Annotated in this window: 23 protein-coding genes and 1 pseudogene; 19 read left to right on the top strand and 5 right to left on the bottom strand. The window is 50.0% G+C overall.

The window, feature by feature from the left end; translation table 11 throughout:
- Nucleotides 1–93 precede the first annotated feature (93 nt).
- The 4 genes and pseudogenes from OGY13_RS16850 to OGY13_RS16835 form a co-directional block, all read right to left on the bottom strand.
- Nucleotides 94–258, bottom strand: a complete 165-nt coding sequence (locus tag OGY13_RS16850) for a YdaE family protein (protein ID WP_286637791.1) — start codon at nucleotides 256–258, stop codon at nucleotides 94–96.
- Nucleotides 251–370 (bottom strand): annotated as a pseudogene (locus OGY13_RS16845) (hypothetical protein); the annotation flags it as partial. The pseudogene OGY13_RS16845 and the gene OGY13_RS16850, both read right to left, overlap by 8 nt.
- Before the next feature lie 355 nt (nucleotides 371–725).
- Nucleotides 726–995 carry a hypothetical protein gene (locus OGY13_RS16840; RefSeq protein ID WP_286637788.1) on the bottom strand — a complete coding sequence of 90 codons (270 nt, stop codon included), beginning with the start codon at nucleotides 993–995 and terminating at the stop codon, nucleotides 726–728.
- Nucleotides 996–1,191: 196 nt separating this feature from the next.
- Nucleotides 1,192–1,602, bottom strand: a complete 411-nt coding sequence (locus OGY13_RS16835; RefSeq protein ID WP_286637828.1) for a helix-turn-helix domain-containing protein — start codon at nucleotides 1,600–1,602, stop codon at nucleotides 1,192–1,194.
- A gap of 115 nt (nucleotides 1,603–1,717) precedes the next feature.
- Here OGY13_RS16835 and OGY13_RS16830 point away from each other — a divergent pair, with 115 nt between their 5' ends.
- From OGY13_RS16830 to OGY13_RS16760, 15 genes are all read left to right on the top strand, one after another.
- On the top strand, nucleotides 1,718–1,936 hold the full coding sequence (locus OGY13_RS16830; protein WP_286637786.1) for a transcriptional regulator: 219 nt from the start codon (nucleotides 1,718–1,720) through the stop codon (nucleotides 1,934–1,936).
- A gap of 11 nt (nucleotides 1,937–1,947) precedes the next feature.
- On the top strand, nucleotides 1,948–2,487 hold the full coding sequence (locus tag OGY13_RS16825; RefSeq protein WP_286637784.1) for a toxin YdaT domain-containing protein: 540 nt from the start codon (nucleotides 1,948–1,950) through the stop codon (nucleotides 2,485–2,487).
- Between the two features lie 186 nt (nucleotides 2,488–2,673).
- Nucleotides 2,674–3,618: a phage replication protein O gene (locus OGY13_RS16820; protein WP_502873538.1), complete on the top strand. Its 945-nt coding sequence runs from the start codon at nucleotides 2,674–2,676 to the stop codon at nucleotides 3,616–3,618.
- Nucleotides 3,615–4,310 (top strand): replication protein P, encoded by a 696-nt coding sequence (locus tag OGY13_RS16815; protein ID WP_286637779.1) that lies wholly within the window; start codon nucleotides 3,615–3,617, stop codon nucleotides 4,308–4,310. Before OGY13_RS16820 ends, OGY13_RS16815 begins: the two co-directional genes overlap by 4 nt.
- 14 nt (nucleotides 4,311–4,324) lie before the next feature.
- Nucleotides 4,325–4,636, top strand: a complete 312-nt coding sequence (locus OGY13_RS16810; RefSeq protein WP_286637777.1) for a hypothetical protein — start codon at nucleotides 4,325–4,327, stop codon at nucleotides 4,634–4,636.
- The gene (locus tag OGY13_RS16805; protein WP_286637776.1) at nucleotides 4,633–5,136 is read left to right on the top strand and encodes an ead/Ea22-like family protein; all 504 of its coding nucleotides are present in this window, start codon (nucleotides 4,633–4,635) and stop codon (nucleotides 5,134–5,136) included. The genes OGY13_RS16810 and OGY13_RS16805 overlap by 4 nt, the downstream gene beginning before the upstream one ends.
- Before the next feature lies 1 nt (nucleotide 5,137).
- Nucleotides 5,138–5,401, top strand: coding sequence for a hypothetical protein (locus tag OGY13_RS16800; protein ID WP_286637773.1), 264 nt, complete (start codon nucleotides 5,138–5,140; stop codon nucleotides 5,399–5,401).
- Between the two features lie 10 nt (nucleotides 5,402–5,411).
- Entirely contained in the window at nucleotides 5,412–5,867 is a 456-nt protein-coding gene (locus OGY13_RS16795; protein WP_286637769.1) for a DUF550 domain-containing protein, read from the top strand.
- A gap of 99 nt (nucleotides 5,868–5,966) precedes the next feature.
- Nucleotides 5,967–6,254: a hypothetical protein gene (locus OGY13_RS16790; RefSeq protein ID WP_286637766.1), complete on the top strand. Its 288-nt coding sequence runs from the start codon at nucleotides 5,967–5,969 to the stop codon at nucleotides 6,252–6,254.
- The gene (locus OGY13_RS16785) at nucleotides 6,254–6,511 is read left to right on the top strand and encodes a DNA polymerase III subunit theta (RefSeq protein ID WP_286637764.1); all 258 of its coding nucleotides are present in this window, start codon (nucleotides 6,254–6,256) and stop codon (nucleotides 6,509–6,511) included. The genes OGY13_RS16790 and OGY13_RS16785 overlap by 1 nt, the downstream gene beginning before the upstream one ends.
- 988 nt (nucleotides 6,512–7,499) lie before the next feature.
- Nucleotides 7,500–8,096, top strand: coding sequence for a DUF1367 family protein (locus OGY13_RS16780; protein WP_286637761.1), 597 nt, complete (start codon nucleotides 7,500–7,502; stop codon nucleotides 8,094–8,096).
- The gene (locus OGY13_RS16775) at nucleotides 8,096–8,302 is read left to right on the top strand and encodes a hypothetical protein (protein WP_040233565.1); all 207 of its coding nucleotides are present in this window, start codon (nucleotides 8,096–8,098) and stop codon (nucleotides 8,300–8,302) included. Before OGY13_RS16780 ends, OGY13_RS16775 begins: the two co-directional genes overlap by 1 nt.
- A gap of 2 nt (nucleotides 8,303–8,304) precedes the next feature.
- Nucleotides 8,305–8,916 (top strand): recombination protein NinG, encoded by a 612-nt coding sequence (locus tag OGY13_RS16770; protein WP_286637757.1) that lies wholly within the window; start codon nucleotides 8,305–8,307, stop codon nucleotides 8,914–8,916.
- Nucleotides 8,913–9,602 carry a bacteriophage antitermination protein Q gene (locus OGY13_RS16765; RefSeq protein WP_286637754.1) on the top strand — a complete coding sequence of 230 codons (690 nt, stop codon included), beginning with the start codon at nucleotides 8,913–8,915 and terminating at the stop codon, nucleotides 9,600–9,602. The genes OGY13_RS16770 and OGY13_RS16765 overlap by 4 nt, the downstream gene beginning before the upstream one ends.
- A 180-nt stretch (nucleotides 9,603–9,782) precedes the next feature.
- On the top strand, nucleotides 9,783–10,352 hold the full coding sequence (locus OGY13_RS16760; RefSeq protein WP_181635551.1) for a hypothetical protein: 570 nt from the start codon (nucleotides 9,783–9,785) through the stop codon (nucleotides 10,350–10,352).
- On the opposite strand, the gene OGY13_RS16755 is transcribed toward OGY13_RS16760, so the two are convergent.
- Entirely contained in the window at nucleotides 10,330–10,485 is a 156-nt protein-coding gene (locus tag OGY13_RS16755; protein ID WP_165755478.1) for a hypothetical protein, read from the bottom strand. The two genes, OGY13_RS16760 and OGY13_RS16755, sit on opposite strands and share 23 nt — an antisense overlap.
- 227 nt (nucleotides 10,486–10,712) lie before the next feature.
- On the opposite strand from OGY13_RS16755, the gene OGY13_RS16750 reads away from it, so the two are divergent.
- The 4 genes from OGY13_RS16750 to OGY13_RS16735 are packed head-to-tail and all read left to right on the top strand — an operon-like array spanning nucleotide 10,713 to nucleotide 12,178.
- On the top strand, nucleotides 10,713–10,937 hold the full coding sequence (locus tag OGY13_RS16750; RefSeq protein WP_267449379.1) for a class II holin family protein: 225 nt from the start codon (nucleotides 10,713–10,715) through the stop codon (nucleotides 10,935–10,937).
- Entirely contained in the window at nucleotides 10,915–11,409 is a 495-nt protein-coding gene (locus OGY13_RS16745) for a lysozyme (protein ID WP_286637746.1), read from the top strand. Before OGY13_RS16750 ends, OGY13_RS16745 begins: the two co-directional genes overlap by 23 nt.
- A complete protein-coding gene (locus OGY13_RS16740) occupies nucleotides 11,406–11,924 on the top strand; it encodes a DUF2514 domain-containing protein (RefSeq protein WP_286637744.1) in 519 nt (172 codons plus the stop codon). Before OGY13_RS16745 ends, OGY13_RS16740 begins: the two co-directional genes overlap by 4 nt.
- A 29-nt stretch (nucleotides 11,925–11,953) precedes the next feature.
- A complete protein-coding gene (locus OGY13_RS16735; protein ID WP_286637742.1) occupies nucleotides 11,954–12,178 on the top strand; it encodes a hypothetical protein in 225 nt (74 codons plus the stop codon).
- The last annotated feature ends 71 nt before the right edge of the window (nucleotides 12,179–12,249 follow it).

Here is a 12,249-nt window from a genome sequence, read left to right as displayed (position 1 = left end):
CGCCCATTGGGTGTGTTTTTGGTTTGGTATAAATTCCGGTGTAACTTTGGTCGGTACCACCGGACGTAGATCCCGCCTTGCGCGGGTTTTACGTTAGCCTTCGTGAGCCATCTGGTCGTGCGAAGCGCAACGTCTGGAACAGTACACTTTCTCTTTGCGCGCCAGCTGTGAGCCGTTGAGATAGAGAAGGGTACTTTTGACTAATTCTTCCGGTTTAATCGGTTTTCCGCAGTAACCGCATTTGGTTGAGTTACACATCAGGATTTCCCTTCTGCGCAAGCAGATAACAGAAACGACGAATAATCACTTCTACCCGGTTCAGCTTTACGGCCTGCTGCCGGGTTGGTCTTCTGGCAAAATCAATCATATTGATCTCCTTGTTATGCCTGTCTTTTATCCACTTCAGGCTCGGTGGTGTTATGCTGGTAGTTCTCACACAGCCAGCAAGGAAATACCGATGACCGGGAAAAAAATTAAGTGTCCCATTTGCGAGAGTGATGCCATTGTTTCTAAACATCAGACTCTTTCCCCTACGCTCGGAACTTCGGTTCCGTGTTATATCTACACCTGCGAAAAGGACGGCTGGTATAAGCTTTCAGAGTCTGTAAACGCGCTTGTAACTAACAATCCAGCACCAGATATCATTTCCAGATTGAACAAGACCGTTTCCGATAATTACTTCCCTGAAAACCTCGTGCCTTTGGAGTCGGTTACGCCTCTGAAACTTATTGAATCCCTCGAGTAAAATCTTTTCGGCACTCGCTTCGATATCCCAGGCGGTACATTTTCGCGTAGGCTCTGCCGCGAGGAATTCCGCCTGTTTTGTTAAATCGCTCTTGCGCCCGACGTGTGTGCTTATATTCCGGGGCGTTAATACCCTTACCACCATCCTGCCGTGAACTTGGCAGTTGCATCAGTTTCTGGCGTGATTCGATCCCGCGTGCCCAGCACGCCCCAAATCCGTACATGCCTGTTTTCTTCGTATTACCTTTCATCTCAATCCCCTATTTGCCCTTGTCGCCGGGCTGGCGGAACGTTTCTTGAACCTGACAACGATGCGCTTGTTGTCGATGCCAGTAACAATACAAATGAAAATTGCAATATGCAAGCGAAATGAAAATAATAATTTCAATTGATGGCGTGAAAATGCAATCAACTGACTGATTGCATTAAAAAGAAGGGAGTAGGATTTTACTTCTGAATACTTTGAATGATGCTAGATACATCATCTTTGAGGAGATCAAGCTCTCTCAGGGTAGCTTTGGCATGCACTATCAAACGTAGCTTTTCAGCTTCTGGCATTTGATTGAACAACGTAAGCAGTGCGATTTCTTTTTCATCCAGTTGCCGCGGTGGCTCATGCACCCCAGCATCTTCACCTTCGGTATTTGGTGGCATGAAAAACCAATGTTCGGGCTTTCCAGCAGCTGCAGCGAGACGCTTTAAGCGCTCACCTCTTGGAGCTGACTCTCCTTTGGCCCATTGCTGCACTGCCTGGGGAGTAACCATCGCTCTCCGGGCTATATCTGACATGTTCCAACCGAACTCATCTCTGACGAGCTGAAGTCGGTAGGCAAACGCTTCGTTGGGTGCTTTTTTCATGTCTTCCATTCTACAAGGTAGCCTTTCATTCCGCATTGCAAAGATTATTTTCATTCAGGATTGAAAATATTTTTTTCATGTTGTAATCTTGAATTTCAATATCCGAGGATTGCATATGACAAATTCCATTAAACAACGTGTATGTGCGGTTATGACGCAAACAGAAATAGCGAAAAATCTTGGCACTACGTCTCAAGCGGTCAGCCTTTGGTTAAACCACGAGGTTCCTGCGCACCGCGTGCTTCCAATTTGCCGTTTACTCGATTGGAAAATCACTCCGCATGAGGTCCGTAGTGATATTTACCCTAACCCAACAGATGGTTTGCCACGTTAGGAGGCTTAACCATGCAGACACTTACTTATCAGAATGATAGCGACATTACTCAAGGGGTAATGATAAATCGCGCTCAAGCGCGCAGGAGGCCAAGCCATGAAGATATTCGTGATGCGGTTCGCTCCTGGGCTGGCACCGATGGTCAGGACGTAGTCACTGCTCTGATCATCGAAGAGTACCAGGCGCAGGGTGGTGATGAGATCACTTTCCCTGACGACCTCTGCCGAAAGCGCCAGAAGCTTTTCCGCTTCCTTGACAACCATTTCAACAGCGAGCGGTATCGCGAGAACGTTCGCCAGCTGACTCCAGCAATACTCGCCGTTCTGCCGATTGAATACCGCAACCGTCTGCTGCCAGAAGACAACATCATGGCTCGCCTGGCGCGTATGGAGAAAGAAACCAGCGAAGCAAAGATAGCTGTCGCGATGGATGCGCCACGCCATCAAAAGCTGAAAGAACTGAGCGAAGGGATTGTGGAGATGTACCGCGTTGACCCTGGTTTAACCGGTCCATTGATGGAGATGGTGCAGATGATGCTGGGGGTTGTATGACGGGTTCAAAAATGGCGAAAGCCGCGGTGCGCGAACACCAACGGCTTTCAGGTGCAATTCGTTGCGTACTCATTGCGAGGTCATTATGACAAAGAGTTTTTCAAAATACCAGGCAAGGGAGGCATAGCTATGTCGAATGTCGCCTACGCCGATTTTGCGGCGCGTACCGCCGTCAGGAGCAACCGGATGGAGAACCAGAAGACCGGATTCATCCCGTTGTACCGGGGTGTACTGAAGAAGCCCTGGGCTAAAGATGTCTTCCTGCGCACGCTATGGGAGAACCTTCTGTTGGGCGCCGCCCGCCAGCCCTACACGGCAAACTTTAAAGGCCGGCAGTGGCCATTACAAACCGGACAACTGGTGACCACGTCGGCAGATCTCGGGATGAAATTATGCGACCGAAATGGGGAGCCAACAAGCCGTCATGCAGTGGATCGAATGCTGTCTCTTTTCGTGAAAGAAGGGATGATTTCAACCGCTGGCGAGAAGAGAAAAGGCACTGTAATTACCATCACAAATTTCGTGCATTACGCTCAAAAAACGGACGATTTACCCGCGCATAACGCCGCGCATAACAGCGAGCATAGCACCGCGCATAACGAACCCAACAATGGCGAGGCTTCGGGAGTGGGTGCCGAGCATAACCCCGAGCATAAGGGCGCGCTTAAGCCCGAGAATCATGAACAAGAAGTAATATTAAATACTAACGTATTTAATGTACGTCAGAGAATTTCAAAAATTGTTCCTGATGCAGCTGTCCAGACTCCGAAAGGTGACAAGTGGGGGACATCTGACGATCTCCGTTGTGCAGAGTGGATGCTGGCGCTGCGCGACATCACCAAACCATCCCTGAAAAAACCGAATATGGCTGGCTGGGCGAATGATATACGCCTGATGCGCCAACTGGACGGACGCACCCACAAAGAGATTTGTGAGCTGTTCCGATGGGCCTGCAAAGACTCGTTCTGGTACAAAAACATTCTCTCCCCCGCAAAGCTCCGCGCCAAGTGGGACACGTTAACCCTTCACAGCGAAGACACTACCCGTAAGCCACGCACAGATGTCAGCGCAAACAAATCCGAAACTGGCCCGCACTGGAACAGTCCTGAAGCATGGGAGAAATTTTTATGACCCCGGATCTTTATCGTGCAATTCAGAATCGCGACAGCGAAATGCTATCGCGCATGGCTGGAGATTCTTACGACGGACGCAAGGTTGTTAACGCTGACGCTGAAAAGCTGGTGGATATGCTTTTTGAAAACCTCATGCAGGTATTCCCGGCATCCACTCAGACGAACCTACGTACTGACGCTGATATTCGCGTTGCAAAGCAGCAATGGATCGCGGCTTTTGCTGAGTCAGGCATCACCTCTCGTGAGCAACTTTCCGCCGGGATGCAGAAAGCCCGATCCAGCCAGTCACCGTTCTGGCCGTCTCCGGGTCAGTTTATTTCATGGTGCCGTGAGGGGAGTGGTGCGCTGGGTGTCAGTGTGGACGACATCATGAGCGAATACTGGCGCTGGCGGAAACTTGTTTTTCGCTATCCGACTAGTGAGCAGTTCCCATGGAAGGATAAAAACCCGCTGTATTACCACGTCTGCCTGGAGCTTCGTCGTCGTGGAACAGAGGGACAGTTCAGTGAGAAGGAACTTATCCGATCCGCTGGCGACATCCTGCATGACTGGGAAAAGCGAGCACTGTCCGGGAAGCCGGTACCGCCAATCCGTCGCGCACTTTCAGCGCCGAAAGCAGCTACTGGCCCAACGCCTGCAGAAATGCTGATGGCTCAGTACAAACAACGCAAAAACGCCGGTCTGGTCTAATGGGGGAAATCACTATGGCAAGTAAATCACTTTGGGCAATCGTCGATTTCCTTCGGGTTAACCGGACTATCACGCCACGTCAGGTTCAGAACCTGCTGGGATGTGACTGCAAGAAGGCACACAACCTGCTGCTTCACCTGGTACGCAGAGCGGTAGTAATCCGCACTGGCGAGCCGCATCGCCCGGTCTATTCACTTCAGCCCGGCGGGGAGCTGAACATCAAGCAGATCAAATCGAACATGAGCAAAAACATGGTCACATCAGTTTGCCGCACAAGTCCGGCGATGCAGCGAGTACTGGCGTTTTACGGGAGAGCATCAGCATGAAACCAACATACGAAGAATTAGAGCAAAAATGTGCATTGCAGCAATCAAAACTGACTGCGATTAACGAGCTAATGGGTGTAGTTGAAAAGGCCAGTGATATTGCAAAAGCTGGTATCGAAGAGCTGCAATCACAAAACGCAGACCTTGCAGTACAGCTCGCTAACGCCGAGAGCAAGTGCAGGGAGCTGGCGGCGGAGAATGCATACATCCGCAACCGGCACAAAGAACTGGACCTGTTAATCGGGAAGAACATTCTGGTCATGCAGGCAGCGATTATCGAATGGCAGGCAACTGGTGACGCTAAGAACGGGCTGTCATGGATTTATAACACGCTGTTTGGGCCTGGTGAATTGCCTGACGAATCTGAGAAAGATGCTCAGGCCTACTTTGACCGCAAATATGCACCGATTGACGAAGAGTTGATGGCGCTTCACAAGTGGTTTTGGGAACAAAGTGAAGCTGAACGCACCGCCGCTGGCATTGGCGTGAAGGGGGAGTGAGATGGCAAAGGCAAAACTGACACCAGCAGAAAAAGCCTGGGTAAAGAAACTCAATAAGCTGTTGGCTCAATGTCCGAGCGACCGCATTGCATTTGCCACTACTGGCGATTGTGATGTGAGCCTGTTTGATGTGACGCTTTATGACGATATTTTCAACGAAGTAGAGTCACGCGGGGGTGAGTTTATTCCCAGTGCTGGGCGCATAGGTGCACTTTTTGATGATGTGCTGACTTTCCCGAATCAAGTAGAAAGCACGGCTGGCTGAGGACTAACCCATGACAACTAACAACCACCCGGCGCACGGTCCTGTATCACTCGATCGCCTGCACCAGATACGCGAAATACTCAGCAAAGCATCCGCACAAAGCGACGGCGGTAATCTCGGCTACGCAATGGCTGATGCTGTGAAGGTGATTGATGGGGCTATTGCATCGTTTGGTACTGAGCCAGCTCCGCTTCAGCTTCCAGTACAGCACTGGGAGGAACTGTGTCGTCAGAATCCCGACATGAGCATTGGTGATGCCATCATTAGAGCTGCCTGGTGGAACCACTGCGCCGTCATGCTTCAGGCTGGCAACTATCCGGTAACTCCGGATGGTTGGGTTATGGTGCCGATTGATGCAACCATGGACATGTTGAAGGAGGGGGCTAAGCAGAACATGAAGAATGAATCATTCCAGAGCGTATGGAAGGCCATGCTCGCAGCAGCACCCCAGCAGGTGCTGAAGTGATGGGCGTCAAGCGGACGAGATTTAGCATAGATATAAATCAAGGCCCTTAGGGGCCTTTTATTCTATGATAAGAACGTACCTAATTTTCGGATGGTATCAATGAAAAAAGTGAAGCTTTCTCCTAAGCAGCAGCATCAATTGGATGTTGAATTAATAAATACCAAACCAGAATCGAGAACAGAGGCTAAGGCGCAGTTGGCTGCGAAGTTACGCATTAGTAAGCGCAAGAATAAGGGGAGGAAGGGGTTTAAAGGTGGTAAGGTTGGCGCAAAAAAAGCTTTAGATAGAGCTAACGCACTTCGTTTTGGGGAAGGGATTGTCGAATCCATAGATACCAATCGGATATCTGACAGCAATAAACGATGGCGTGGGAGAACTGCAGACTAATGTCTGATTTCAACATCGCAGCAAAATCGAAAGAAGAGCAGGACAAGGTAAGTGTTGACCTTGCTGCATCCGGCGTTGCGTACAAAGAGCGACTCAATCAGCCAGTGGTTGCCGAACAGGTAGCGAGAGAACAGCCGGAGCATCTGCGTGAATACTTCATGGAACGAGTGCGCCATTATCGTGAACTGAGCCTGACACTGCCAAAAGCATCCGATCCACGTTATCTGGATATGGCTTCTCAGAACGAGAAGAAATAACCGCAAAAGTTGAGAAGGAAGCCCCTAAACAGGCGGTTGTACATTCTTCACTCAAATGATATTAGTTGTACTCCAAACAGACTGGGGTGTTTCTATGTGCACGAACCTTTACGATAACGCGCGTCGTTACAGCGATGAGAAGAAATAATACAGACCCGCTTCGGCGGGTTTTTTAGTTTTGTATTGATCGAAAAAATCGATCGATATCACGAACATTAATCCAATAAATTGATTGATTGCTGTTAACAACCACAGCACAAAAAGATAACCCACCTGGCAATACACTTCATTCAAAACCACGTTTAAATCTGACGGATTCTGGCGTCACTCCATGACGAGCAGTGTCGAAGCAATGCACTCAGGCATTTAGCGGCGTCATTTTTGCCATGAGTTATTGTTAAACGCAAGCATCATTGTTTGCATAAAGGTAGCGATAAACTTTATTTAAAATCAGTGAGATAAAGACTATTGCGTAACCGTGATTTTTTGTGCAGACTTAGTCTAAACAGATAAATACTGTTTATACATACAGTTGTTTTAAGGTATAGTTAAGGTGTTGCAGTAAAAAGTTTTATTTTTCTTTCGGCCAACCTATTAGGAAATTTGCGCCATTTGATATGGTGGACTTGTGAAGTGAATTTTTCCCAGCTGGAAGAGTGAAATTTGTTGATAGCAAAGAAGGGGGTTGATGTGGCCGAGGTTTGTTCTGATGGAGGTGATATTTACGATCTCGTTAGGCGTTCCGATGGATCGGTAGCAGGCTCGTTTAGGCTCAAGTCAGGAGATCGAGTGCTGTTAAATGTTGATGGTTTTGACATTGGGCACAAGCGCCTTCAGACGGATGAGCGCATCGCGTCACGCGACACACTGATAGAGATGATCAAGGAGCTATCAGCCAGTATTTGACCTTTTTAGTACCTGAATAGCATAATGTTTATATCGGACTGAACACCCGATAACCTGACCACGATGCGCCACGGAGAACACCATGGCGCAGCTACAACTAATCAAGCAGTCCTCAGGAATCCTGATCCCGGCTACGCCCGAGACCAGTGATATTCTGCAATCAAAAATCAAGCTCGGCGCCGTACTGGTGGCTGAGTTCCGGCAGGTACGTAACCCGGCATTCCATCGTCGATTCTTTGCGTTACTCAATCTCGGTTTCGAATACTGGGAACCAACCGGCGGGGCGATCTCTTCCAATGAGCGCAAGCTGGTAACCGGCTATGCGAAGTTCCTTGCCTCATTTGGTGGTAGTGAAACCGCACTGCTGGATGCGGCTGAGCAGTATCTCGATCGTATCGCTGATAAGCGCACCGGTAGCATCAGTCTCTGCAAATCCTATGATGCGTACCGTTCCTGGGTAATTGTCGAATCTGGCCACTACGACGCTATCCAGCTTCCTGACGGCACCCTTCGCAAACATCCTCGCAGTATTGCCTTTGCCAACATGGATGAAACCGAGTTCCAGCAGCTGTACAAAGCTGCGCTCGATGTTCTGTGGCGCTGGGTATTGTCCCGGGCATTCAAGGACCAGCGTGAAGCGGAAAACGCCGCCTCGCAGCTCATGAGCTTCGCGGGGTGATGGCGATGAAATACTCATGGTTTCATCATCACGAATGCACAACCGAGCAGGCCGACGAGCTGGTGGCCAGTTACCGCCGTCGTGGCGCCACGGTAGAACGCAGCCTGAATCGCGACAACATCACCTGGACTATCAGTGTGCAGTTGCCGGAAAGCGAGAAAGCGCCGCGCCCGAGTAAGGTCTGGCAAAACAGGGCGTGGGGGTGAGGATGGCTAAGCTACCGCGCCGCAAGTGCGCCAATAAAGAATGCCGCCAGTGGTTCCACCCGGTACGCGATACGCAGACGGTTTGCGGTTATGAGTGCGCCAGCGCTGTTGGCAAAGAGCAGACCAGAAAAGCCCGTGAAGATGCACAGCGCAAAGAGTCCGCCAGACAGCGTGCTACTGAGAAGAAAGAGCGTGCCGCCTGGCGCCAGCGTAAAGCTGCAGTTAAGCCGCTGAAGCACTGGGTGGACCTGACGCAGCGCGCAGTAAACGACATCTGTCGCGAGACCGAACTGGCAGAAGGGCTGGGCTGCATTTCCTGCGGAACGAAAACGGCGTTCGCCTGGCATGCTGGCCATTACCGGACCACGGCAGCCGCTGGGCATCTGCGCTTCACCCGCATCAACATCCATCTCCAGTGCGACGTCTGCAACGTCTACAAATCTGGAAACATCGAAGCATACCGCGCCGCGCTGGTGGTTCTGTATGGCGAAGAAGTTGTGCTGTCGCTCGAGAACAATAACACCCCGCATCGGTGGACGGTCGAAGAACTGAAGGTAATCAGGCTCACCGCCCTGGCCGACTTACGCGTACTGAAAAAGCAGGAGGCTGCATGACAGCACAATATTTGGAATATGTCCGCCAGCAGCTGATTATGGCAACCGCCGATTTGAGTGGGGCGACTAAAGGGCAGTTAATGGCCTGGCTGGAGAACGCACAGTTTGATACGGGAACGTTTAAACGTAAGAAGCTCCGTGTGTTTGATGAAGTAACCGAGAAAATGATAACTCTGGATAACCCACCAATACCCGGCAAGCAGTCGCATGCCAAGGGTTCGCATATTCCCTTGGTGAAACCGGTCGAATATTCAACGGCATCGTGGCGCCGCGCGCTGATGTCACTCGAAGAACACCAAAAGGCCTGGCTGCTATGGAACTACAGCGAGAACGTGCGCTGGTGCTATCAGGTGGAAATCACTCAGTGGGGTTGGCAACAGTTCAGCCAGCAACTGGCCGGGAAGAGGGTGGCGAAGAAGACCATCGACCGGTTGCATCAGTTGATATGGCTGGCGGCGCAGGATGTGAAAGCGGAACTGGCTGGTCGTGATGTTTATCAGCAACAGGACTTAGCTGCTATGTGTGGTGTCAAACCGGACAACTGGAGCCACAATTACGCGGACTACTGGCGAGTTATGTTCAGCATCTTTAAGGGGCTCGATACCGAATCTCTGCTTTGTACTGTGAGAACACGATCACAACAAAAGGCGACTTATTCGCAGCAGGGTATTGCAAAAGTCAATTAAATAGCATACATTTCGTGTAAATCTGATATTGTGCCATTGTTGTATGCACTGGCAGTAAATGAGTTTTCGAGCCCGAGGTTAGCGCCTTGGGCTTTTGCGTTTCTGGATACTGATATGCCAAGAAGAGTGGTAATCAGGTAGTATTCATTCAATAAGTAGGATGCAGAAGGTAATAGCATTATGGAAAATATTACTGGCGAATACTTTTTGGATGCTGACGACGAGCTTGTCGATTACCTTGAAAAGCAGGGTGAAGAATGCATCAAAGAGGCTTACCACTCGAACACTGTCAATATTGAGAATGGCTATAAGCTGCTCAATATTCAGATCGTCGGTATTGGCTCTTCGTTTTTACTCCTTACTCAAAAAACGAACTGGGACTACCTTGCTGTTGGTATCGCTGCATTTACTTTCTTGTGGACATGGTGCGCAATATATCTTGTCCACTCAGGGTTGTCGGTTAATGTCAGGGCGTTGATTTCTGCACCGCCAGATAGTCTTTACACTAAGAGCTTTAAAAGTATCGATAGCGACGATCACCAGTGGTTTCGAGGAAATGGCTACACCGGGACTGAGAAGACTCTTCCCATTATCAGACGTTACCGCTTGGCTGATCTGTGTAAGACGTCAAAAGAGATGCTGGTATTAAACAAAAGGATTAGAACGCATCTTGATAGAGCAAGGATCATGACAATCCTTGCTCCGGTTGTGTCTATACTGGCATCAGCTATTGCTTTTTGTTATCTCTGACAAAGTCAGCAGAATCGCCGACAAATACACGTCTCGTGGCAAATTCTTTTGCTGGCTGTGGTTGAGGCGCGGGCTTGGGAGCTTCAGTCGATTGTGATTTATTTTCGTTTTGTGGCTGCTTTTGTTCAGACATAAAAACCTCTTCGTTTGAGTTGTTACTTTTGGCGATTTAACGATATCAAACGCGAGGTTATACCGCCAGACACATGATCTGGCCCTTCATTTTGCCCTGGCACACGCCGGGGCTTTTTCATTTCAGGCTCACGGGAATCATCCGCTACGTGCTTTGTTGATAAATCCAGCCCGTGAAGCCTGACCCTCATTTAAAACACATAGCACCCGCACATAGCGAGGTGAGAGATGTCACGAATGGACAAAATAACCACCGGCGCGGCTTATGGCGCCTCTGCGGGGAGCGTGTTGAACGGCATTCTTAACGCATACAGCCCTGAGCAGTGGAACGCCATCGGCGTGCTGGTGGGCATAGTAGTTGCTGTTCTTACGTACCTGACAAATCTGTATTTCAAAATCCGCGAAGATAACCGCCGCAACAGGAGCCAGAATGAACTCGACGCTGAGGAATAAACTGGTTGCTGCAATTGCTGGTGGTTCGGGCGCAATCACGATTGCAGCTGTAATGCTGGGGAATGCAGATGGTCTGGAAGGGCGACGTTATTACGCTTATCAGGATGTTGTCGGCGTCTGGACAGTATGCGACGGCCACACTGGCAGCGATATTCGCCGCGGTCACCGCTATACCGACAAAGAGTGTGACGCTCTGCTGCAGTCAGACCTGCGCAAGGTGGCAGCGGCCATCGACCCACTGATCAAAGTCCAAATTCCTGAGCCAACCAGGGCGGCGCTGTACTCGTTCACCTATAACGTCGGAGCCGGCGCATTCAGCAAATCCACACTATTGAAGAAGCTAAACACTGGTGACGCATTTGGTGCATGTGCTGAGCTGGAGCGTTGGGTCTATGCCGATGGCAAACAATGGAAAGGGCTAATGACCCGGCGTCAGATTGAGCGTGAAGTCTGCGAGTGGGGTCAGAAATGAAATTCCATTACCAGATTGTTGTTGTGTTGCTGATGGTGGTCTGCGCGTTTCTTGCTGGTAGTGAGTGGACGAACCGCAGCTGGGAAACAAAATGGGCTGATCGCGATAGCGTGGAATCATCGCAAACAGCGAACGCACAGACCGCAGCCCGCATAATTGAACAAGGGCGCATTATTGCCCGTGATGAGGCTGTTAAAGATGCACAAGCGAAAGCCGCTAAATCTGCTGCCACTGCTGCTGGTCTGTCTGTCACTGTTAGTCAGTTGCAGCAACAAGCCAAAAAACTCGCCACCCGCCTGGACGCCGCAAAGCACACCGCAGATCTTGCCGCTGCCGTCAGAAGCAAAACAACCGACACCACCGCCGGAATGCTCGCCAACATGCTCGGAAATATTGCAGCAGAAGCTCAGCGATATGCTGGAATCGCTGACGAACGCTATGCCGCCGGAGTGACGTGTGAACGCATTTACGACTCGGTGAGAGAGTCAAATAACAATCCCGTAGCCTCGCAATAGCGGGGCTTTTAGCTAATTGAGGTATCAAAATGGCCGTTCGCGCAAAATTTCGTTGTCACTTCATCCAGAAAGCCGAAGACGATTCACACCGTACAATCCACATGAGCCCCGTTACTGCGGACACCGAAGAAAACAAGACGTGGTCAAAGTACACACCTGGTGGCCAGTTGCAGATGGTTGTCTCGAATCCGGCTGCGTTCGAACAGTTTGTGCAGGGCAAAGAGTATTACATCGATATCCAGCCTGTAGATTAAGCCATTCCAAAGCTCATCTGCGGGTGGGCTTGATAATGGCGTAACAAACACCGGAGTTGGTTATGGTTAGG

It is taken from the genome of Citrobacter sp. Cpo045 (genome assembly GCF_030332875.1).
GTDB lineage: Bacteria > Pseudomonadota > Gammaproteobacteria > Enterobacterales > Enterobacteriaceae > Citrobacter > Citrobacter portucalensis.
This window is presented reverse-complemented; position numbering and strand designations above follow the sequence as displayed.